Origin of the sequence: Providencia sp. (genome assembly GCF_052096715.1) — a bacterium.
Taxonomy (GTDB): domain Bacteria; phylum Pseudomonadota; class Gammaproteobacteria; order Enterobacterales; family Enterobacteriaceae; genus Providencia.
In genome coordinates, this window is the sequence record NZ_JBQDNB010000018.1 from 1 (window position 1) to 23,177 (window position 23,177).

The 23,177-nt window shown below is 38.9% G+C and carries 21 protein-coding genes and 1 other RNA gene; 7 read left to right on the plus strand and 15 right to left on the minus strand.

Annotated elements, in window-relative coordinates; all coding sequences use genetic code 11:
• Nucleotides 1–98: 98 nt before the first annotated feature.
• Both gcvH and gcvT read right to left on the minus strand, forming a co-directional pair.
• Nucleotides 99–491, minus strand: coding sequence for a glycine cleavage system protein GcvH (gcvH, locus tag ACTH6U_RS13930; protein WP_294102823.1), 393 nt, complete (start codon nucleotides 489–491; stop codon nucleotides 99–101).
• 50 nt (nucleotides 492–541) lie between these two features.
• Nucleotides 542–1,636 carry a glycine cleavage system aminomethyltransferase GcvT gene (gene gcvT, locus ACTH6U_RS13935; protein ID WP_441829355.1) on the minus strand — a complete coding sequence of 365 codons (1,095 nt, stop codon included), beginning with the start codon at nucleotides 1,634–1,636 and terminating at the stop codon, nucleotides 542–544.
• Nucleotides 1,637–2,195: 559 nt separating this feature from the next.
• Here gcvT and ACTH6U_RS13940 point away from each other — a divergent pair.
• A complete protein-coding gene (locus tag ACTH6U_RS13940; RefSeq protein WP_294102817.1) occupies nucleotides 2,196–2,765 on the plus strand; it encodes an NleF caspase inhibitor in 570 nt (189 codons plus the stop codon).
• Between the two features lie 90 nt (nucleotides 2,766–2,855).
• Here the strand turns inward: ACTH6U_RS13940 and ubiI are convergent, their stop codons facing one another.
• From ubiI to ACTH6U_RS13960, 4 genes are all read right to left on the minus strand, one after another.
• Nucleotides 2,856–4,085, minus strand: a complete 1,230-nt coding sequence (gene ubiI, locus ACTH6U_RS13945) for an FAD-dependent 2-octaprenylphenol hydroxylase (RefSeq protein WP_294102815.1) — start codon at nucleotides 4,083–4,085, stop codon at nucleotides 2,856–2,858.
• Nucleotides 4,086–4,112: 27 nt separating this feature from the next.
• Nucleotides 4,113–5,291 carry a 2-octaprenyl-6-methoxyphenyl hydroxylase gene (gene ubiH / locus ACTH6U_RS13950; protein ID WP_441832455.1) on the minus strand — a complete coding sequence of 393 codons (1,179 nt, stop codon included), beginning with the start codon at nucleotides 5,289–5,291 and terminating at the stop codon, nucleotides 4,113–4,115.
• A 44-nt stretch (nucleotides 5,292–5,335) separates the two neighbouring features.
• Nucleotides 5,336–6,652 carry a Xaa-Pro aminopeptidase gene (pepP, locus tag ACTH6U_RS13955; RefSeq protein ID WP_294102807.1) on the minus strand — a complete coding sequence of 439 codons (1,317 nt, stop codon included), beginning with the start codon at nucleotides 6,650–6,652 and terminating at the stop codon, nucleotides 5,336–5,338.
• Between the two features lie 144 nt (nucleotides 6,653–6,796).
• Entirely contained in the window at nucleotides 6,797–7,375 is a 579-nt protein-coding gene (locus ACTH6U_RS13960; protein WP_294102804.1) for a YecA/YgfB family protein, read from the minus strand.
• A gap of 227 nt (nucleotides 7,376–7,602) precedes the next feature.
• Here ACTH6U_RS13960 and zapA point away from each other — a divergent pair, with 227 nt between their 5' ends.
• The 3 genes from zapA to ACTH6U_RS13975 all read left to right on the plus strand — a co-directional run bounded on the left by zapA (nucleotide 7,603) and on the right by ACTH6U_RS13975 (nucleotide 8,965).
• Nucleotides 7,603–7,932: a cell division protein ZapA gene (gene zapA, locus ACTH6U_RS13965; RefSeq protein WP_294102801.1), complete on the plus strand. Its 330-nt coding sequence runs from the start codon at nucleotides 7,603–7,605 to the stop codon at nucleotides 7,930–7,932.
• A 112-nt stretch (nucleotides 7,933–8,044) separates the two neighbouring features.
• Nucleotides 8,045–8,226, plus strand: a non-coding RNA gene (ssrS, locus tag ACTH6U_RS13970) — 6S RNA.
• 148 nt (nucleotides 8,227–8,374) lie between these two features.
• Nucleotides 8,375–8,965 (plus strand): 5-formyltetrahydrofolate cyclo-ligase, encoded by a 591-nt coding sequence (locus ACTH6U_RS13975; protein ID WP_441832456.1) that lies wholly within the window; start codon nucleotides 8,375–8,377, stop codon nucleotides 8,963–8,965.
• Between the two features lie 55 nt (nucleotides 8,966–9,020).
• Here ACTH6U_RS13975 and serA read toward each other — a convergent pair whose 3' ends face one another.
• The gene (serA, locus tag ACTH6U_RS13980) at nucleotides 9,021–10,271 is read right to left on the minus strand and encodes a phosphoglycerate dehydrogenase (RefSeq protein ID WP_294102795.1); all 1,251 of its coding nucleotides are present in this window, start codon (nucleotides 10,269–10,271) and stop codon (nucleotides 9,021–9,023) included.
• A gap of 379 nt (nucleotides 10,272–10,650) precedes the next feature.
• Nucleotides 10,651–11,310 (minus strand): ribose-5-phosphate isomerase RpiA, encoded by a 660-nt coding sequence (gene rpiA, locus ACTH6U_RS13985; protein ID WP_294102792.1) that lies wholly within the window; start codon nucleotides 11,308–11,310, stop codon nucleotides 10,651–10,653.
• Nucleotides 11,311–11,512: 202 nt separating this feature from the next.
• Between rpiA and ACTH6U_RS13990 the strand changes: the two genes are divergently transcribed.
• The gene (locus ACTH6U_RS13990) at nucleotides 11,513–12,427 is read left to right on the plus strand and encodes a LysR family transcriptional regulator ArgP (protein WP_294102789.1); all 915 of its coding nucleotides are present in this window, start codon (nucleotides 11,513–11,515) and stop codon (nucleotides 12,425–12,427) included.
• On the opposite strand, the gene ACTH6U_RS13995 is transcribed toward ACTH6U_RS13990, so the two are convergent.
• The 4 genes from ACTH6U_RS13995 to ACTH6U_RS14010 all read right to left on the minus strand — a co-directional run bounded on the left by ACTH6U_RS13995 (nucleotide 12,424) and on the right by ACTH6U_RS14010 (nucleotide 15,549).
• On the minus strand, nucleotides 12,424–13,158 hold the full coding sequence (locus tag ACTH6U_RS13995; protein WP_294102787.1) for an oxidative stress defense protein: 735 nt from the start codon (nucleotides 13,156–13,158) through the stop codon (nucleotides 12,424–12,426). The genes ACTH6U_RS13990 and ACTH6U_RS13995 overlap by 4 nt on opposite strands.
• Nucleotides 13,159–13,275: 117 nt before the next feature.
• Nucleotides 13,276–13,896, minus strand: a complete 621-nt coding sequence (argO, locus tag ACTH6U_RS14000; protein WP_294102784.1) for an arginine exporter ArgO — start codon at nucleotides 13,894–13,896, stop codon at nucleotides 13,276–13,278.
• 261 nt (nucleotides 13,897–14,157) lie between these two features.
• On the minus strand, nucleotides 14,158–15,030 hold the full coding sequence (gene mscS / locus ACTH6U_RS14005) for a small-conductance mechanosensitive channel MscS (protein ID WP_441832457.1): 873 nt from the start codon (nucleotides 15,028–15,030) through the stop codon (nucleotides 14,158–14,160).
• Between the two features lie 153 nt (nucleotides 15,031–15,183).
• Nucleotides 15,184–15,549: a YacL family protein gene (locus tag ACTH6U_RS14010; protein ID WP_294102774.1), complete on the minus strand. Its 366-nt coding sequence runs from the start codon at nucleotides 15,547–15,549 to the stop codon at nucleotides 15,184–15,186.
• Nucleotides 15,550–15,735: 186 nt separating this feature from the next.
• Here ACTH6U_RS14010 and ACTH6U_RS14015 point away from each other — a divergent pair, with 186 nt between their 5' ends.
• Nucleotides 15,736–16,113: a VOC family protein gene (locus tag ACTH6U_RS14015; RefSeq protein WP_294102771.1), complete on the plus strand. Its 378-nt coding sequence runs from the start codon at nucleotides 15,736–15,738 to the stop codon at nucleotides 16,111–16,113.
• An 82-nt stretch (nucleotides 16,114–16,195) separates the two neighbouring features.
• Here the strand turns inward: ACTH6U_RS14015 and acnB are convergent, their stop codons facing one another.
• The 3 genes from acnB to ACTH6U_RS14030 form a co-directional block, all read right to left on the minus strand.
• Nucleotides 16,196–18,793, minus strand: coding sequence for a bifunctional aconitate hydratase 2/2-methylisocitrate dehydratase (acnB, locus tag ACTH6U_RS14020; protein ID WP_434719350.1), 2,598 nt, complete (start codon nucleotides 18,791–18,793; stop codon nucleotides 16,196–16,198).
• Between the two features lie 440 nt (nucleotides 18,794–19,233).
• Complete coding sequence (locus ACTH6U_RS14025) at nucleotides 19,234–19,587, minus strand: glyoxalase/bleomycin resistance/dioxygenase family protein (RefSeq protein WP_434719351.1); 354 nt, start codon at nucleotides 19,585–19,587, stop codon at nucleotides 19,234–19,236.
• Between the two features lie 105 nt (nucleotides 19,588–19,692).
• On the minus strand, nucleotides 19,693–21,879 hold the full coding sequence (locus tag ACTH6U_RS14030) for an extracellular solute-binding protein (RefSeq protein WP_441832458.1): 2,187 nt from the start codon (nucleotides 21,877–21,879) through the stop codon (nucleotides 19,693–19,695).
• A gap of 468 nt (nucleotides 21,880–22,347) precedes the next feature.
• On the opposite strand from ACTH6U_RS14030, the gene ACTH6U_RS14035 reads away from it, so the two are divergent.
• Nucleotides 22,348–23,169: an MBL fold metallo-hydrolase gene (locus tag ACTH6U_RS14035; RefSeq protein WP_294102761.1), complete on the plus strand. Its 822-nt coding sequence runs from the start codon at nucleotides 22,348–22,350 to the stop codon at nucleotides 23,167–23,169.
• Nucleotides 23,170–23,177: the final 8 nt, after the last annotated feature.

A 23,177-nucleotide genomic window follows, 5' to 3' on the forward strand; every position in this document is an offset into this window, starting at 1 on the left:
ACGGATATGTGAAGCTAAGCCCTAGGAGCATACATAAGTATGTGACTAGGGTTAGTGAACGCAGCCAACAACGCTGCAGCTCGCAATATAACGAATATTTAGTCTTCTTCAGTAATCAACGCAATATAAGCATCAGCATCAATCAAATCCGCCAGCTCCGCTTCATCCGAAATCTTAATGCGGAAAATCCAACCATCTTGATATGGCTGTTCGTTTACCAGTTCTGGTGAATCATTAAGATCTTCATTTACTGCAATAATTTCACCACTTAACGGTGCATAAATATCTGATGCCGCTTTCACTGATTCAACAACCGCGCAATCATCACCCGCATCTACCACGTTACCGACGTCAGGCAAATCAACAAAAACCATATCACCTAATGTTTCTTGTGCATGCTCTGTAATACCCACAGTATATTCGCCATTACCTTCGTCACGCACCCATTCATGTTCACGGGTATATTTTAATTCTGCTGGTGTATTACTCATCATTAGCCTCTCTATTATTTTGAATATTTATTAATATAATTAAATCGAAATTAAACCAAACGTTGACCTTCACGAACAAAACCGGGTTTTACGACTTCCACTGGCATTTCGCGATGGCGAATTTCAACGATTGCTTTGTCTTGTATGCTATTAGGTACTCGAGCTAGTGCAATACTGAAACCTAAGGTTGGCGAGAATGAACCACTTGTAATGACCCCTTCTTGTAGTTTCCCTAACTCATCAGTAAAACGAATAACTTGCTCAGCACGCAGTATACCTTTATCGCGCATCACAATACCGACGAGTTTTTCGGTTCCTTGCTCACGCAGTTTTTCTAACGCTTCGCGCCCAATAAATTGACGATCTTCGGGCTTCCAAGCAATCGTCCACCCCATATTAGCGGCAAGAGGAGAGATAGTCTCATCCATATCTTGTCCATAGAGATTCATGCCCGCTTCTAGGCGCAAAGTATCCCTCGCACCAAGTCCGGCTGGATGAACACCCGCTTTTAGTAACTTGTGCCAAAAATCAACCACCTGCGTTTTTGGCATTGCAATTTCATAACCTTTTTCACCCGTGTAACCTGTAGTCGCAATAAACAAATCTCCCGTTTGGACACCATAGAATGGCTTCATATCTTTGATAGCCAAACATTGTTCATCACTTAGCAGTGAATGTACTTTTTGTGTCGCTTGTGGGCCTTGCACGGCAAGTAACGCCAGGTCATCACGAACTTGAATATCGACAGCATAGCCTTTGGCGTGTTGTTCCATCCAAGCTATATCTTTATCGCGAGTTGCCGAGTTAACCACTAAACGATAAAAATCATCTTCGAGGTAATAAACAATTAAGTCATCAATAACACCACCAGATGCATTAAGCATCCCTGTATACAGGGCTTTACCTTTATCTGTTAATTTTGCGATATCATTGGCGAGTAGATAACGAAGAAAATCACGACAACCTTCCCCATGAAAATCAACAATTGTCATATGGGAAACATCAAACATCCCTGCATCGGTTCTCACGAAATTATGTTCATTGATTTGCGAACCATAATGCAGTGGCATCATCCATCCATGAAAATCCACCATCTTTGCACCACAGGCTATATGTTCTTCATATAGTGTTGTTTGCTTTACCATGAATCCCCTCTTTGCATCATTGATATGGCAAAATTATGCCATAGGGTGATTGCGTGATTAAAAATACCCATTGGTAATAAGTCTGTTGGTACTTTTCACCTGACGCAAACGATAATATTGTTAAAAACCTACCATTGTTTATGGTTCGATTCTATAAAAAAAAATAGGGCAACTATTCTTCTGTATTACTAATTACGCTCTGACTTTACCAGTGCTTTTTGTTAAAAAATTGAGAATGATCACTCAAAAGCCGTACATCAGAGGTAGAACAGACTAAAAATTCATCAGTAGCTACTGATCACTAATAAAATGCCTAATAAAATTCAAACCTACAATATAAGTAAAACTAATGCGAAAAGTGCATGTAATTAGTTTTTCTCAGTTATAAATGAAATTTATTTTTTAGATGCCAATGAGCTTGAGGAAATTAAGATTTTAAAAAGAAAGGAATAAAGATGACGGTTTAATCCATCGAAATATGATATTTAAAAACAAAAAAATCAGCATAATTAACTAAGGATAAATACCTAATCGGTATATTAAACAATAGGAAGTTAATATGTATTCTATCAGTACAAGTTCAAATTCTTATGTAGCAAGACACAACAATCCTCAAAACATAGAAACTCAAAAGCAACGCAGTTCACTCCATCAAAACTCGTATGTAGTAGAACTAAGTGCGAATCACATCCCTACAGAAATACAAGAAAAACCAATGCTGCTATTAATTGATAATTTAAAAACTACAGATTCAAAATCAAAATCAGAATCATTAATTGATAAAATAAAAGTTAAATCCAAAGAACTAGCTAATAATATCGAATGGATGAGAGACACTTATTTTACCATAGAAAATAATGGCACAGATGACGTTTATGGGAGGATGTCCGACGGTTATACTGACACTGACCGTGATGCTTACATTCGAGCCTTAGTTCACTATCAACAGTGTGATAATAAATTAAAATCACTAATAAATGACCCTAATTTTTCTATGAAAAAAGAACTCACCCCACATCATAGTGGTCAAGTCCATGGTGATTGGGTAGCTCTTGAAAAGCTGATTGAAGGTAAAAAAGCGAAACTGCCTGATTTAACCTATAACTGTAGTGATCTCCAGTGTGGTTAATAAAATATATGGAAGCCCTAAAGTAACAAGATAAACACACTTAACAATATAAAGGGCTGCATTTGCAGCCCTTTAGCAAAAGATAGTGTATTAATTAGTCACTTCCACTTGTAGCTGCTCTAGCCATTTAGGCATATCCAAAAGCCCCATAGCATGGTTCAATAGCTGAGGTTTAACGCCCGGTAAACTATCTGCAAGCACTAATCCAATATCACGTAATAATTTCTTAGCTGGATTATTACCTTCAAACAATTCACGGAACCCCTGCATACCCGCGAGCATCACTGCTGCGCTGTGCTTGCGACTGCGTTCAAAATCACGTAGATAAAGGTATTGACCAAAATCTTTACCTTCACGATGTAACCTTTTGATTTCGCCTAGCAACATTGCCACATCCATGAAGCCAAGATTGACGCCTTGACCTGCTAATGGATGAATGGTGTGAGCTGCATCGCCCAGTAAAGCCAGACGTTGCGCTGCGAATTGCCGTGCATAGCGACCTGTCAGCGCAATCGTGAGTCTATCACTTTCAAGTTGGCATAAGCCTAAGCTCATATCCAATGCTACCGCTAATTCTTTTTCAAAACTGGCTTTATCAAGTGCTTGACGCCTTGCAGCTTCAGTTGCGGGCTGAGACCAAACAATAGAACAAAGGTGCGGATCGCTTAATGGTAAGAAAGCTAAAATACCTTCGCCATTAAATGCCTGACGAGCAATACCATCATGCGGAAATTCAGTCCTAATGGTAGCCACCAAGGCTGTATGTTCATAATCCCAAAAAGTTAATGGGATATCTGCATGATTTCGTAACCATGAATTAGCCCCATCAGCACCCACAATCAAGCGAGCCGTTAGCATGTTCTCATCATCAAGAGTGACAAACACATCATTTTCACCCCATACCACCTTTTTAATGGTGGCAGGCGACAATAAAGTGACATCGCGTAGCTCAGAAGCCTTTTGCCATAAGGCATCTCGTACCACATTATTTTCAATAATATGGCCTAAATGAGTAAGATTTCGCTCTTTTGCTGAAAAAGAAATGCGCCCGAAACTAGCGTTATCCCACACTTCCATTCCATTATAGGCAGACGCTCGCATAGACTTGATAGCAGACCAAACACCTAAATGGGTTAATAGTTTTTCACTCGCCGCATTAATTGCAGAGACTCTCAATGAATAAGGTTCACTGACTGAAAATGGCATTTTAGGGGGGTAATTTTCAATCACTGCAACGCGCAAACCACTACCTTCAAGGCCACAAGCAAGTGCAAGTCCCACCATACCACCACCGGCGATAACCACATCAAACGATTGCATATTTTTTTATTCCTCTTTGTTTCGTGGTTATTGGTGCGCAACCCAACCCAATGTCTGGCGAGCTAAAATATCACGTACTGGTGGCAATATTTCCATTGCCATTAAGCCCAAATTTCGGCTGACAACTAGCGGTAAACAACGGTTAGCAAATAGGCGAACCAAACCATCCGTCATGGTGACCGTTTTATCTCTATCAATTGCACGAGCTTGCTGATACTGACTCAATAATGAGTAACTACCAATATCTTGTTTGTTAGCATGAGCATTAACCACAATCTCAGCTAATTGCATCACATCGCGGATACCAAGATTAAAACCTTGTCCAGCGATAGGGTGTAAGGTTTGAGCCGCATTACCCACCAGCACCACACGGTGACTGACTGGATTCAATGCTTTCCTTAAGACTAAGGGGTAACAATTACGTTTACCAGTAAGTAAGATTTGGCCTAATCGCCAACCAAACGCCTGCTGTAATTTTTGAATAAAAGTCTCATCATTCCATTGATTAATAACATCTACGTGTTCTTGTTGATGACACCAAACTAATGAACTACGACCTTGAGACATTGGCAATAAAGCTAATGGTCCGAACTCGGTAAAACGCTCAAAAGCTTGGCCTTTCGGATCAATTGCTGTTTTTACATTGGCAATAATAGCTACTTGACCATAATCATCTTGCTGCCATTGCATATTACAGGCTTGACCGATTGCTGAATGGCTACCATCAGCGGCAACCAACAAGTCACCCGTGATGAGTTCACCATTATCTAATGTAACAGTGACACCTTCTTGAAAGCGATGAACATTTACCACTTTAGCTGGACAATGCAGGCTCACACCCGGCGCCTTACGCAGTAATGAGAACAAACGACTACCTGCATTATGTAGCTCGATAACATTACCTAATTCAGGAATATTATAATCACTGGTATCAATGTTAACGAAACCTGCATGGCCTCGGTCAGAGACATGAACGTGATTAATCGGCGTGACACAATCGGCGAACGCAGGCCAAATATTGATAGAAGACAAATATTGGCAAGTACCCTGTGCCAATGCGATTGCCCGTGCATCAAAACCCGGATGTTTTCCTTCCGGCAAAGCCGCTTCAATGAGCGAAACCGATAATTTTCCTTGGCTAAGTGATGATATGGCTAAAGCTAGTGTCGCTCCCGCCATTCCACCACCAACAATAATCACATTCATGCGCTATCTATTACCTTTTGAGATGGCATTTCACGATTGACTTACTAAGCCTTTTTCGCTTCAGCCATCAGTGATTCAATTTCGTCGGCATCTTTAACCACTAGAGCCGTCAGGTTTTCATTGCCGTTTTCTGTGATCACAATGTCATCTTCAATACGAATACCAATACCACGATATTGTTGCGGCACATCCGCATCCGGTGCGATATAAAGCCCTGGTTCTATAGTTAAAACCATTCCGACTTCTAAAATTCGGTCTCGTTCTATACCATAGGCTCCGACATCATGCACATCTAATCCCAACCAATGACTTAAACCATGCATAAAGAATGGATGATATGCTTTGTCTTCGATCAACTGATCGATATCTCCTTGCAAAATTCCTAATGCAACAAGCCCTTCAACTTTAATTCGTAGAATTTGGCGGGTCACTTCATGAATACTTGTTCCGGGACGGTATAACTCTAATGCGGTATTTAATGACTTTAATACAATGTCATAAATCTCACGTTGAGCAGGACTAAACTTACCATTTACAGGAAAAGTTCGAGTGATATCACCCGCGTAGCCTTCAAATTCGGCACCTGCATCAATTAATACCAATTCGCCATCTTTCATTTGGCTCTCATTCTCGGTGTAATGCAAAATACAAGCATTTTCACCACTACCGACAATCGAGTTATAAGAAGGGAAGCGTGCACCGTGACGTGTAAATTCATACTCAACTTCACCACATAGCTGGTATTCATACATATTCGGCTGGCAAGTTTTCATTGCTCGGATATGCGCGAGTGCTGAAATTTCTCCCGCTTTTCGCATAGCGGTAATCTCAGCATCTGATTTAAACAGTCGCATCTCATGAACAATAGGACGCCAATCAATGATTGTTTGTGGGGCGCGTAGATTACGACGACTACCACGACGTAAAATATCCAATGCATCAAAGACTAATTTATCCGCATAAGGAAATTCACCTTGCGCATGATAAATCACATCAAGTCCATTAAGCAGTTGATAAAGCTGATCCTCTATTTCGTCAAAAGGAAGTGCTTTATTGATACCTAATGCCTCAGGAGCGGCTTCTTGACCAAGACGACGACCAAACCAAATTTCAGCAGTTAAATCACGAATACGGTTAAAAATAACAGTATGACTATGTTTTTCATCACTTTTAATTAACACTAATACAGCTTCTGGTTCACTAAATCCAGTCAGATAAAGAAAATCACTATTCTGACGATATGGGTATTCACAGTCAGCATTACGCTGTGCTGGTGGCGCAGAAAAAATAACAGCGGCACTTGCTGGCTTCATTTGAGCCAATAGTGCGTTACGACGAGAAACAAATTCCTGTTTATTCATACCGTTTTTGCCTTATTATCTGAGCTAAATAGGTTAATTACACATTTCATTGCATATTATTTTAATCAAACTGAATTCACGCAACAAAATACAGCAAAGTCATGATAGTAATTTTTAAAATTACATTGGTTAATAAAGATTTGACTAGTGAAGAATAGGCTTAGTAACCTCAACCGCAGTTGGCCCATTTTTCGGCTCAACTAATGCTATATAGCACAACTGAACAGCAACTCTAACGTATTCAATAACTTCCTCAAGTGCTTGTTCGAGTTCTTCCTGATCTTCATCTTCATCGTAGCCAAGCATGCCAATATTTCGTAAATCAGTAATAACCTCAGTAATTTCTTTTTTATCAGCAAGTTTTGGCTGAGTAACACCTATACCAAGTAAAAAATGGTTAACCCAACCCGCTAAAGCGTCCGCATGATCAAAAATAGATGCATTTTCATCAGGAGACAGCATAGCAAAATTAAACTCGGTATCATCAAGTGCTTCAAAAGTTGTATCAAACAGCTCACGCAATGGTTGAGCAACTGCTTGAGGGAATGCTAACCCGTCGTTAGCAAGGTCATGTACTAGCGCTTGCCAGCCTTGGTCGCGACTTCCACCGCAAATCAACCCTGTAATTAGACCATGGATCTCGGCTGCGGTAAGTGCTATTGAGTGCTGTTGGAGCAGTTTGTCCAACGCGTCATAATTTGGTAAAGTTTTTTGTATAGACATCTGAATTCGTCATGTTAGCTTTTGATTCATGATATGCTACCATCAAGTCTAGCCGCTAGACCAGTATGCTTTTTATCTTAGCTATCAATAGTGCTTTTTAACTTAACTATCATAATGATTAAGTTAACGCCAATATCGCCCCTAATAGCATAAGCGAAGCAAAAATTAATAACTTTGCGCCAAACATAATTTATTTTATGGCGAGATCTATTCAGTATGGAGGTATCATGTCCGCACAACCTGTCGATATTCAGATTTTTGGGCGCTCAATGCGAGTTAACTGCCCAACAGAACAAAGAGAAGCACTGTTAGAATCCGCTAAAGAGCTTGAACAACGCTTGAGAAATCTAAAAGATAAAAGCGGTGTAACGAATACTGAACAGCTTATTTTTATTGTTGCATTAAACGTTTGTCACGAATTAGCACAAGAAAAGACAAAGACGCGCGATTATGCATATAATATGGAAGAAAAAATAAAAATGTTGCAGCAGACAATAGAGCAAGCATTACATGATCAGGTGAAAATCACTGAGAGAGTCGTATTGCCTATAGAGTAAATTAGCTTATTAATCATACACTAGAGAAAAAAATAAATAAATTTTTAGGGTTGCATTTTAAATTCAGTTTCGTACAATGAAATCACTGAGTCACGATAAGTACTCAAACCAAATTTCTCTGAGATGTTTGCAAGTGGGCGAGTCCCCTGAGCCGATATTTCGACTAAATAGAATGCGGTTGTTGCGCTGGTGAGCATGCCTGATTCGTCAGGAAGCCTAAAGGTTAGCTAAGCTGCGTTCACCTTGAACCAAGGGTTCAAGGGTTACAGCCTACAGCGGCATCTCGGAGATCCCCAATTTCATTTAATGAAATTATCTTATTATCTATTTTTACCCTACCGTTTTATCCTACTTAAATTACAATATACATCGTATACATAAGCATCCTATAATAATCATCTCTAACTAATATTTTCATATTGAGCCTATGAAGGGTTTTGTTATGCAAGATAAACTTTCCATCATGCGCCAACAGATACGAAAATCAGTTCGTTCCGCCCGAAAACAACTCAGTCGTGATGAGCAACACATTGCTGCGCAGCAAGTCATGCATAATGCACTACAGCAACCCGAAATCATTCAAGCAAAAAATATTGCTTTATTTCTCTCTTTTGATGGTGAAATTGATACAAGACCGCTCATCAATGCCTTGTGGCGGCAACAGAAAAATGTCTATCTTCCTGTATTACACCCTTTCAATGCGCATAATTTACTCTTTTTACAATATGCCCCTGAGACGCCTCTCGTTAAAAATCGTTTTAATATTGAAGAACCCCCTTTAGATGTTCGCTATGTTTTACCTCTTGAGCAGCTCGATATTATGATGATCCCGTTGGTTGCTTTTGATAATAAAGGTCAAAGATTGGGAATGGGAGGCGGGTTTTACGACAGAACGCTGGTGAATTGGCAAAAGAAAGGTTTTATCCCCATAGGACTTGCTCACGATTGCCAGCAAGTTGAAACGCTTCCCGTAGCACACTGGGATATACCGTTGCCGGAAATTATCACACCCCAAAAAATATGGCGCTGGTAATTTAGCGCCATATTCATTTCAAACTCATCAGTATTTATTAATACTATTACCGATACTAGAACAACAAACGTGCACGAATAGTACCCGGCAGTTCTTTTAATCTAATTAATACATCATCAGCTTGATTCGGTTTCTGAGTTAGAACATCAATGACGACATAGCCGACGTTACCTGTTGTGCGCAAGTATTGTCCGACAACATTAATATTATTATCCGTAAACACTTGGTTTATGCTATTCATCATACCAGGACGGTTTTCATGAATATGCAGTAAACGGTTAGTATCATCAGTGTGTACTGGCAGCGATACTTCAGGGAAATTAACCGCTGAAAGCGTTGAGCCGTTGTCAGAGTATTTTGCTAATTTGCTAGCAACTTCTAATCCAATATTTTCTTGAGCTTCTTCCGTTGAACCACCGATATGTGGCGTCAGAATCACATTGTCGAACTTAATCAGTTCAGACAAGAATGGGTCATTAGGATCTTTATTAGTCGCAGGTTCTGTTGGGAAAACATCCACAGCGGCACCTGATAAATGTTTACTTTCTAAAGCAGCGGCGAGAGCAGGGATATCAACGACCGTACCGCGAGCGGCATTAATAAAAATTGCGCCCGGCTTCATTCGATCAAACTGCTCTTTACCAATCATATTTTTAGTGCTTTGTGTTTCTGGCACATGCAAACTAACTACATCACTCATATTGAGTAACTCAGTTAATGAGCGCACTTGAGTGGCATTGCCTAAAGGTAACTTGTTTTCGATATCATAAAAATAGACATCCATCCCAATACCTTCGGCCAATATCCCCAATTGAGTACCAATATGACCATAACCGATAATACCTAAGCGCTTGCCACGTGCTTCAAAACAGCCTTTTGCTTGCTTGTCCCAAATACCGCGATGAGCTTGCATATTCGCTTCTGGAATACGACGTAACAAGAGCAGTAATTGCCCCAACACCATTTCAGCTACAGAACGTGTATTTGAAAACGGTGCGTTGAAAACAGGAATACCGCGTTTAGCCGCCGCATCTAATTCAACTTGGTTTGTTCCAATACAGAAACAACCCACTGCGACTAATTTTTCAGCTGCAGCAAAAATTTCTTCTGTTAAGTGAGTACGAGAACGAATACCAACAAAACGCGCATCTTTGATCGCTTCTTTTAATTCTTCGTCTGACAATGCGCCTTTATGATATTCGATGTTGGTGTAGCCTGCTGCCTTTAGATTATCAACTGCGCTTTGATGAACACCTTCTAGCAGTAAAAATTTAATTTTGTCTTTATGCAAAGATACCTTAACCATTTCCCCTACCCTATCGTGCTTAAAATTTATAACAGATGAATCTTCCGTGTACCAACATAACAAAAAACGGCGCAGTATCAATACAATCGTTTGCCTTGTACTCTCTAAAAAGTGCGAGGAAAAAGAAGTTAAACCACAGAAAATCAGGAGGGGTAACACAATATAAGGATTTTGCCTAAGTAATGCCCATTACTGTGACATATCTCACCAAAATAGGTTGTTATAAAAAAAATTAAAATAAATTTTAACTAGGTCATATCGATAAAACTAATTAGTAGTTTGATTTTCAAACGATAAAAAAATAAGCCAACTAATAAATTCATTAGCTGGCTTACATATTATTAGTTGATTTATATAATTTTATTTCAATAATTTGAAATTATAATTTAATAGTTTTCACGCCTTCTGAAGTACCCATTAAAACAACATCAGCACCACGATTTGCAAATAAACCTACTGTTACCACCCCTGCAATACCGTTAATTTTATTTTCTAACGCAACAGGATTAACAATATTTAAATTGTAAACATCTAAAATAACATTGCCGTTATCAGTTATTACGTTCTGGCGATATTCAGGTGTTCCGCCCATTTTAACGAGTTCACGCGCAACATAACTACGTGCCATCGGTATCACTTCAATAGGTAATGGAAATTTACCTAGCACATCAACTAATTTGGATTGATCAACAATACACACAAACGTTTTTGCGATAGCAGAAACAATTTTCTCACGAGTCAATGCCGCGCCACCGCCTTTGATCATATTCATATGATGGTCAACTTCATCTGCGCCATCAACGTATACATCCAATGAATCCACTTCATTGCAATCAAACACAGGAATACCCAGTGATTTTAATTTCTGTGTTGATGCCTCAGAACTGGATACTGCGCCTTCAATTTTATCTTTCATTGTTGCCAACGCATCAATGAAATGAGATGCCGTTGAACCTGTACCAACACCAACAATAGTGCCCGGTTTGACATATTCCAATGCTGCCCAGCCTACCGCTTTTTTCAATTCTTCCTGAGTCATGCTAGTACCTTTTGCTATTTAATTAAGTCGTCATTAAGTTCTATCAAACAATAGTATATACCGGACATGTTGTCAGTTGCAGTTTTGTTAGTGATGTTTGTGCTCTAGTTCTTGTGTTTTATCGAGTGTGGATAATAATTTCAGGTGTTATATGTAAAACTATGGCATAGTGCGCAATAGAATAACAAAAGGAGATTTCTCGATGAAGCGCCCTGATTACCGCGCGTTGCAAGCACTGGATGCCGTCATTCGTGAACGAGGTTTTGAACGTGCAGCCCAAAAACTTTGTATCACTCAATCTGCTGTTTCACAACGGATCAAACAGTTAGAGAACCTATTTGGGCAGCCACTGCTTGTTCGAACAGTACCGCCGCATCCAACGGAGCAAGGGCAAAAGCTATTAGCACTACTTCATCAAGTTGAATTATTAGAAGAACAATGGCTCGGAGATGAAAACGGTGGCTCAACCCCATTACTTTTATCACTTGCAGTCAACGCCGATAGTTTAGCAACTTGGTTTTTACCTGCACTGAATCCTGTATTAATCAATAGCCCTGTACGATTGAATATCCAAGTGGAAGATGAAACTCGCACTCAGGAACGATTAAGACGTGGTGAAGTTGTTGGCGCTATCAGTATCCAACCACAAGCGCTGCCAGGATGCTTAGTTGATAAGCTCGGCGCATTAGATTATATCTTTGTGGCCTCCCCAGGTTTTGCTGCGCAATATTTCCCCGAGGGTGTAACTCGCGCTTCCCTACTTAAAGCGCCGGCAGTAGCTTTTGACCATTTAGATGATATGCATCAGGCCTTCGTACAGCAAAACTTTGGTTTATCTCCAGGCAGTGTTCCATGCCATATTGTTAATTCATCAGAGGCATTTGTGCAGCTAGCCAAACAAGGTTCAACTTGCTGTATGATCCCACACCTACAAATTGCGAATGAATTAAAAAATGGTGAATTGGTCGATTTAACGCCAGGCTTATGTCAAAGACGTATGCTGTATTGGCATCGTTTTGCCCCTGAAAGCAGAACAATGAAGAAAGTGACTGACGCCCTACTCAAAACCGGGCGCCAGATGTTAAAACAAGATGATGATATGGCTATTGAAAACTAACGTTTCAGTTCAAATACAACGTCAACTTGATCATTAAAATCAATGCTTTCTTGCTCATAGGTCTCATTAACATTGAGATCTTGAGCACCTGCTGCATTCATTTTAGCACTAAGATTTCTTGGTGATATTGGGAACGGCACTGCGTTTGGCGCATTATAGTTAATGCTATAAACAGGTCCTAATTGCACATTGAACCCTTTCGCTAACGCATTCGCTTGCTCTATTGCGTTTTGCATCGCTTTAGTGCGCGCTTCATCACGATATTGCTGCGGGTTAATAACACCAAATTGAACCGAACTAATTTCATTCAGCCCTGATGCAAGTGCACCATCAAGCAGTGTATTAAGTTGATCTAATTTATTCACTTTAACTTCAACGCTACGCACTGCGGTATAACCGACAATAGTCGATTTTTGCGTTTCATTATTATATTCATATTTAGGTTGAGTTCGCACATTAGCAGCATTGATATCTTTCTTTTCAATACCATTTTTCTTTAAGAACTCAAAATATTCAGCAACACGCTTATCTACGCCAGCTTTAGCCGCGGCGGCATCTTTTTCGGTCACTTCAACGTTAATATTAAGTGTTGCCATATCAGGAGACGCTTTAATAATTGCATTGCCTGATGTTGTAATATGAGCCCCTGATGGAAGTGCATCAGCAAGGGACAAGGTAGGAACCGCAATACCTGCCATCATGGCAGCAAGAACTAAAGATTTTAATTTCACAGAACCTCCCAATTGGATTTTTACACTCTAAAAAGAGAGAATTCACCATAAACTCTCCCTTATACTTATTTTACATTACCACATTCACTAGAAAGTGCGATTCAGAATAAGGCTAAATTACAAATATTCTATTCCCTGCTTTGCCAGTTGAAAGGCAATAAACCACATGACCGTTCCCACAAATACATTAATAATGCGTTGTGAACGGGGTTTATTTAACACCGGCGAAAACCATGCGGCCAAAGCCGCTAGCGCAAAAAACCAAACAAAAGATGCCGTCAATGCTCCCGCCGTAAACCATGGGCGAAATGTGTCTTCTAATTGACTTCCTACACTTCCTAACACTACAAAGGTATCGAGATAAACATGCGGATTTAACCATGTAACTGCAAATAATGTCAGAATCACTTTCCAACGGGTCAAATTTTTCTTTTCAACTTGAAGAATAATATCATCTGGACTCATTGCGGTACGAAATGCACCATAACCATACCAAAGCAAAAAGACCACACCAGCCCAAGTAATCAACTGCATGAGAATTTCAGATTGGCTCAATAACGCACTGCCACCAAACACGCCGGCAATAATTAATAACGTATCACTTAAAGCGCATAGTAATGCACTCATCAAATGAAACTGCTTTCGACTGCCCTGTTGTAGAACAAATGCATTTTGCGGGCCTAACGGCAATATCATTGCAGCGCCGAGTAAAACACCCTGTAAATAAATCGTAAACATGCACTATTTCCAAATAATTATTCAATTAATATGAAATGAATATTATCGACAAAAGGCCATTAGTTAAAATTATTAAATCTAATAGCTCATAAGCAATACTTATTCATTTCAAGGGAAATAGTTATTAGGAAGATAACGAGACAACAGAGAAAGGGGTACAATTTAAGCGATTAAACTAGGTTACAATCATAAAGCTATTAAAAATTGGCATTACCCAAAGATAACACCAATTTTTTTAGTCATAATCAGCAGTAATAAAATTTACTCTGCTGAGATCTTTGATGCTTCTGAATTTTGCTTATGGACATGAACATCCATTTGCGGAAATGGGATACCAATATTATGTTTATCTAAAGCACGCTTAAATTCTTCCATTAAATCCCAATAAACTGGCCATGCATCGCCATTGGTTGTCCAAAAACGGACTAAATAATTTAATGAAGATGGCGCCATTTCATGTAAGCGAATAGTTACACCTTTATCATGCTGAATACGGCTATCAGCGGCAACAATGTCACCCAACACTTTTTTCACAACATCAATATCGGAATTGTAATCGACACCGACAGTGATGTCAGTACGGCGATTCGGTTCACGAGAAACGTTAATAATATTATCAGCAATGATTTTACCATTTGGGATAACAATAATACGATCATCCCCAGTTTTTAACGTGGTAGAGAAAATCTGTACGTTTTGAACCGTCCCTTCTACTGCACCAATAGTGACGTATTCACCCGCTTTTAATGGTCTAAAAATCACCAATAACACGCCCGCAGCAAAGTTACCCAATGAATTTTGTAATGCAAGACCAACGGCCAATCCCGCCGCACCCATCACTGCAATAACAGATGCAGTTTGAACACCAATCTTACCGAGTACAGCAATTAAGGTAAATGCGACAATGGTATAGCGTACGATAGCGGAAAGAAAATCACTAACAGTTGTGTCGATACCTTTCATCGTCATTATACGATGCAGACCGCGCCCAACCGCTTTTGCGATCACCATACCGACGATCAAAATAAGAAGCGCTGAAACTATATTCACGACATACTGGACTAACAGATCTTGGTTGGCCGCAAACCAATTCGTTGCATCATTCAACGCGCCTGTAACATCATCAGTATTCATATATTTGTTCCTTCGAATTAAATTATTTTATGGGTATAAATTTCAATTTTAAACACATTACTCAGCGATAATGAGTAAGCATTTGAGTTATCTTAGTCAAAGAATAACGAAAATGTATTAAAACATAAAATAAATCAATGAAAAAAAGTTATCTTATTTATTTTCAATTACAAATTCTCGATAATCTTTGAGCATTAAAATGAAATCATCAACACCACAAAACGCAATACTTTCATTATCATAATAGCTCATGCCTTCTTCTAGGCCTTCCGTTTCAAATGATAATAAATTTGCACGGATCATCACTTCTTCATCATCTAACAGTAAAGTATATTCATGACCAATCAGTTCCCACTGTTTTTCACTTCCTTTTAAGCGCTCATAATTTTCTTCGATAGTATCGAGCAAACTTAAATCACCTTTTACCTCTTCATTGAGCCAATATCCAACAGCTTCATGATCCATTGAAAAGCTTGCACTGACACTTCCTGCCATATCATGCGAAAATTGGTAGTCCATATACTCTCTCCTACTCGTTACTTCGTTATGATTAATTATAACGTGAGAAAAGCAATATTGTTGAGAGGTATTCACTACACAATAGATAAAACCCGCTATCATTGATTAAAAACAGAACTAGTCTCACTAAAAAACAATCACCAAGTTAATATCACGCACCAAATTATAATTATTGGAAATATCACTATGCTTGAACGCTTAGATCACCTAGTCCTCACTACAATGAATGTAGATTCTTGCCTAGATTTTTATCAAAGAGTCTTAAATATGAAGGTTATTACCTTTGGTGAACAACGCTACGCATTACAATTTGGTCAACAAAAAATTAATATTCATCAATATGGTAAAGAGTTTGAGCCAAAAGCACACTTACCTGTACCGGGCTCATTAGATTTATGTTTTATCAGCCAGTGGCCCCTAGAACAATTCCAAGCCCACATTCTGCAACAAGGTGTTGATATTATAGAAGGCCCTATTAAACGTACTGGAGCGGTAGGCGCAATTATCTCTATTTATATTCGCGATCCTGATTTAAATTTAATTGAGATATCAGAATATATTTAATATAGCGTCTAAAATAAAAAAGCACCCCTTTATGGAGAGGTGCTTTTAGATACCAAGTATTAAAAAGTTACTTGAATATCAATTAAACCGCTGTTTGGAAAATAACAGCATCTGCTTTTTCAGTGTACTGAGCTAATTGATCAAAGTTCAGATAACGGTAGGTATCTTCCGCCGTTTCATCCACTTTATTCATATACTGTAAATACTCTTCTGGCGTCGGTAGACGACCCAATAGAGAAGCCACAGCAGCTAGCTCAGCAGAAGCGAGGTAAACATTCGCACCCGTGCCTAAGCGGTTAGGGAAGTTACGAGTTGAAGTCGAAACAACCGTTGCACCATCGGCAACACGCGCTTGGTTACCCATACACAGTGAACAGCCAGGCACTTCAATACGTGCTCCGCTCTTACCAAAGACGCTATAATAGCCTTCTTCAGTTAACTGCGCTGCATCCATCTTCGTTGGAGGAGCAACCCATAAACGTGTTGGTAATTGGCCTTTATGTGAATCTAATAACTTACCAGCGGCACGGAAGTGACCGATGTTGGTCATACAAGAACCAATAAACACTTCATCGATTTTCGCATTTTGTACATCAGACAGTAAGCGCGCATCATCTGGATCATTAGGCGCACACAAAATAGGTTGTTTGATATCATTCAAATCGATTTCAATCACAGCCGCATATTCTGCATCTGCGTCACCTTCGAGCAGTTGCGGGTCAGCTAACCAGCTTTCCATGCCTTTAATTCGACGCTCTATGGTACGGCGATCGCCATAACCTTCCGATATCATCCATTTCAAAAGAACAATGTTTGATTGTAGATATTCAGTAATCGGCGCTTTATCTAACTTAATAGTACAGCCAGCAGCAGAACGCTCAGCAGAAGCATCCGCTAATTCAAATGCTTGCTCAACTTTGAGCTCAGGTAAACCTTCAATTTCCAAGATGCGACCTGAGAAAATGTTTTTCTTACCTTTTTTCTCAACAGTCAGTAAACCATCTTTAATTGCATACAATGGAATGGCATGAACAAGGTCACGTAAAGTAATACCTGGTTGCATTTCGCCCTTAAAGCGGACCAATACCGATTCAGGCATATCTAATGGCATAACGCCCGTTGCCGCAGCAAATGCGACTAAACCGGAGCCTGCAGGGAAAGAGATACCAATAGGGAAGCGAGTATGTGAATCGCCACCAGTACCTACAGTGTCAGGCAACAGCATACGGTTTAACCAAGAGTGAATAATACCATCTCCCGGACGTAGAGAAACACCACCGCGATTCATAATGAAATCAGGCAAAGTATGGTGAGTTGTAACATCAACAGGTTTTGGATAAGCAGCAGTATGGCAGAAAGACTGCATCACTAAATCGGCAGAAAACCCAAGACAGGCCAAATCTTTTAGCTCATCACGAGTCATCGGACCCGTAGTATCTTGAGAACCCACAGACGTCATCTTAGGTTCACAATATTCACCAGGACGAATACCCGCATGGCCACAAGCTCGACCAACCATTTTTTGAGCCAATGAATAGCCACGATTACTTTGTGCAACTGTTTTAGCATGACGGAAAATATCAGAAATCGCTAAACCTAATGACTCGCGTGCTTTTGCCGTTAGTCCACGACCGATAATCAGAGGAATACGACCGCCTGCACGAACTTCATCAATTAGAACATCCGTTTTCAGTTCAAATTTCTCAAGTAACTCGCCAGTTTCGTGGTTACGGACTTCACCTTTAAATGGATAGATATCAATTACATCACCCATATTTAGTTTCGATACTTCCACTTCAATCGGTAACGCGCCTGCATCTTCCATAGTATTAAAGAAGATTGGTGCGATTTTACTACCGAGAACGACACCACCGCCGCGTTTATTTGGTACGAATGGAATATCATCACCCATAAACCATAAAACGGAGTTAGTTGCAGATTTACGTGAAGAACCGGTACCCACTACGTCACCAACGTAAGCTAATGGGAAACCTTTTTTATTTAATGCTTCAATCTGTTTAATTGGGCCAACATTACCGGCCTCATCAGGCACAATACCTTCACGCTCATTCTTCAGCATTGCTAATGCATGCAGAGGAATATCTGGGCGCGACCATGCATCAGGTGCAGGCGATAAATCATCAGTATTGGTTTCTCCTGTCACTTTAAATACAGTGACAGTTATTTTCTCTGCTAGCGCGGGACGTTGAGTGAACCACTCAGCGTTTGCCCATGATTCAATAACTTGTTTTGCATGCACATTCCCAGCTTTCGCTTTTTCTTCTACATCATAGAAGTTATCGAACATTAATAAGGTATGGGAAAGTGCTTTCGCAGCGATTGGGGCTAATTTGGTATCATCCAAAGCATCAATCAATGCATGAATATTATATCCACCCTGCATAGTACCGAGTAGTTCGATTGCTTTTTCAGGGGAGATTAAAGGGGAGGCAGTTTCGCCTTTTGCAATTGCAGCTAAAAATCCAGCTTTTACGTACGCTGCTTCATCAACACCTGGAGGGACGCGGTTGGTTAGCAGATCTAACAAGAAATCTTCTTCACCTTTGGGTGGGTTTTTTAGTAACTCGACTAGTGCAGCTACTTGTGACGCATCTAATGGCTTAGGGACAATCCCTTGTGCGGCACGCTCGGCTACGTGCTTACGGTATTCTTCTAGCACGACGTTCTCCTCGCTTCATTGTAATTTATATACCCGGCTGTCCGCACCATGCTGAAAAATAATCATCCGGTGCCAGGTCAGAGGAATTTGCTCGCATAATCTCAATGGCGTTAAAATTATGTCCAGCTTCGGGCTCACAGCATAGCAGAATTTAAATAAAATGTTAATTCATTCACAAGAAAGCAACATTCATCTACTAACTTCAAGCCTTAACACTTAATTACAGGTCATTTTTTAGCTTAAGGTACTATAAATAATCATAAAAAGCCTAAAAGACCATACTTTTTATAATGCATTTTGACATTTAAATCACCCTATTTTGTCGCTTTTTTCCTCTGATCTCACAAATTATATTTATTATCGTAATTATATTTACATTGCTAATTGATAAAGCAAATCATTGCGATTGGTTTTAATTTTTTTAATGAATTTAATTGATTTTATTGGCCTTTTAGGCCGATTAAATTACCAAATGGATCCACAAGCTGGCACATTCTATTGTTACCATCGATTAACATTGGCCCACGGTACAATTTTGCCCCAATTGATGTTAAATACTCAAGAGCAGCATCTAGCGATTTCACTTGCCAATATAAAACGGTACCTTTTTTACCTTCACTCACTTTTTCATCAGCTTGAACAACTTCAATCGTGAAGTCTCCGACATGTAATAAGGTAAAATCGAATTCAGGCAAATACTCAGCCCTAGCTTGTGGAAAGGCTTGCTGATACCAAACCACCCCTTCAGCAACATTGGGAACATGAATTAAAATCGCGGTAGGTTTTATTAACATAATATTTTCAATTGATTCAATTTAATTATTAAAACATTCAAATCGGGATGAGCACTCATAAATGATTACATTCCACAAGAATGTCTTAAGTAAATACACCAGGTACTAGCTAAATTGCAGCCTCAACATTTTATTAATATTTTCAATCGCCTCATCAATAGACATAATTTTATACACAGCATTCATAATGCCTTGTCCGATAATATGTTCCACTTTTCGCAAATCAATCGTTTCTCCTGCCACGGTCACATTTTCTCTAATACCTTTACTTAACTCATTATAAGCAAGAGACAACCAAGGATAGCGATAACAAATAGGTTGGTTATCTTTTAAATCTTGATAAACACTATTTCCACCTAACATCACTAAATGATCCATTACATCAGGAGAATATAGCCATCGATAGAATTGTTCGGCAATATTGCCTTTTTGACTTTGTTTAGATAAACCAATGACCCCGCCCCCAATTTGTGGAATTTCACCTGGTACGGATGCGAAACCGATATTGGGTGACAGTTTGCTATGGGCTACATCATTAAATAAATTCATATAGGTTATCAACATAGCCAGTTCACTATTTTCAAAGCTTTTAACGGGTTCATCCCACCACATACCCTGAAAATTTTTATTAAATCGCAGTTGGTTAATATAAGCTTGCAATGATGCTACCGCTATTTCATCATTTAATTGTGGAGTTGATTTTGTTGATAATAATCGCCCACCATTTGCGTAATAGCGCTGTAGAAATTCAGTGGCAATTAACCGAGCACCGCCGATTGAAGAAGATGCACCTTCCGGTCTTTGCGGATCATCTGTACGATGAATTTCATTAAAAAATCGAGCAATTAAATCAAATTCATCAAAGGTTTTAGGAACACTAAGCTCTTTATTATTTTTCTCATAAAACATTCTTTTTAAGATTGGCGAATCGAAAATATCTTTTCGATAAAATAATAGTTGAATGCTGGTATCAAACGGTGTGGCATAGGCAAGATTATTGACATAACTAAATTTTAATTTGACCGCATCTGAAAAATAATTAAGTAAGTCATCGATTCCGTTACCAATTTGGTTTAATGGCGTGAGTATTTTTTCCGCCAGCCATGGAAAACTCGCTATATCAATACGCACTAAATCGAAATAACTGTATTGTTCTATATTATTGAGAATGTCTAAAACTTCCTCATAGGGCCGAATACTAACATTAAGCGTAATACCCGTTTGCTTATAAAAATGAGGTAGTAACTTAATTAAGGCATTGGTCGAAGGACTTGGTAATGTTAATAAATTCAGAGTCTGATTAGCATTTCTATCAAAGGTAATCAGTGAATGACGTTCAACAGAAACATTCAGGTTAGAAATTTCGACGATTTCTGTTTTACCGTCTGTCGAAGAAGAAAGTAATTGTTCAACAACCTCTTTACCTAATTGCGCATAATTAACAGGATAATCGAGTATTCCATTCGCAATAAATGATGCGCTATCAGACAAATAGATGACCTCAGGGCAAGAGTTTAACCCACCATAAAAACTTGCTTGCGTGATGCATTTTGCTCTCTCAGTATCCTGAGCAATAATGACATCCAATGCTGTTGAATCGGTGAAAAAATTGAACGCCTCTTTATACACTTCATTATCTGAGGAATATTGCATCGTAATTTTAGCATTCGATATTTGCTTTCTAATTTTCTCTTCTAACTTAGTAGCAAAGCTTTGATTTCCTACCCAATGATTTTCTTCTGCAATAACACCTATATTTGTTAGTCGTTTATCAAAAAGATACTCAACAATAGAGTCGATAGGTTGGTCATAATTTAAGGTAAAAAAACGTTGTGCATCAATCGGCTTTCGGTAAACAAAAATAATATCATCAGGCGATACCTGTAATGCATCGAAATAAATATTGGCATTATCCAAGCAGGTCACAGTAATAACTTGCTTATATTCTCCCGCCTGTACACGCTCTAATACTTTTAACTCGTTAAATTCTAAGCCATCGGTGATGAATAAATCATAAGTGATATCTGGATAATTAAGTAGCGTTTGTCTGATTGCATTAAAAAGCACGGTATATTTTTCAGACACTAACTGTGGCAATATAACAGCAATTTTATGATCATTTGACGATCGTAACTGCTGCCCTTTTACGCTTAATTGATACCCCATCTGCTTTGCCGCAGCCAAAACTGCTTCCATCTTTTTAACACTCACATTTCCTTTGTTATTTAACACATTAGAAACTGTGCCATGGGCAACACCAGCAAGCTTAGCGATATCTTTTATATTTGCCATCGATACATCCACCTCATGAAGTCGTCTGCAACAGAATACCGAATATTATAGATTCATCAATAATAATGAATGATTCGATCCAATCTCAATTCACAATGACATTTTTTCAAATCTTTTATTAAAATCACCATTAGCATTAAAAACTTACTTTGGCTTTATAAAACAATCAATTAAATAGACACCCCCACCATCACACCGCCTAAAAAATAGCATTTAAAAATCAAACAAATAAAAATTGGAACGATTCATTTTGAATGAAAAAAATATCACTTATAATCATATAAAAACAATTACAAAAATAATTCATATATTACAGTTAGTTATAATTCTCATTAAATAAGATCATGATCTTCATCACTCTTTTAAAATGATTCTCTTGGGATTATTAAACAACAAGATTAAATTGGAACGATTCAATTTACCAAAATTGTGCTATTTCCAGATTCAAAAAAGAGATGATTATAAAATATGAAAATAAAATTCTTAGGGACGGCAGCATCCGAAAGTGTTCCAAACCCATTTTGTCGATGTGAACATTGTCAAATGGCAAGAAGTGTTGGTGGGAAAGAGATACGAACACACTCGTCGGCAATCATTGACGATGTCATGTTAATTGATTTGTCGCCTACATTTACTCTTCAATTACTTATGCAACAAATGGATGCAACAAGTATTGAAAGTTTATTATTCACTCACACACATGCAGATCACTTTAATGCAGGTGAGTTATACAGTCGCATGGAAGGCTTTAGCCATACCGCTAATCATCCTCTGCATATTTTTGGTAATGATAAAGCGATTAGCGGGTGCATTTCATTATTACCTGGCTACACGCCAGAGCGCTTCGCTTTTCATTGCTTAGTGCCTTTTGTAACTGTTCAACACCAGGGCTATAACATCACACCATTGCTTGCAAACCATGCCAAGTGGGAGCATTGCTACGTTTATCATATTGAAAAAGAGGGTCACAGTTTGTTTTATGGCCATGATTCTGGATGGTTTCCAGAACTGACTTGGCAATGGCTATCAGGTAAACAATTAGATTTGATCGTATTGGAATGCACTTACGGCTTTAACGGTAATTCCCGCTCAGATAACCATATGAGTTTTGAAACTATCTTTGATGCTCAACAGCGCCTCATCGATATGGGTTGTATCAATCAAGATACCCAACTCGCACTTTCCCATATTTCACATACGAGTAATTTATCTCATAGTGCAATGGAAGAGTTTTGTACTCCAAAAAATATCCGCGTTGCATACGACGGATATACAATGACGTCACAATAGAGGGCGAA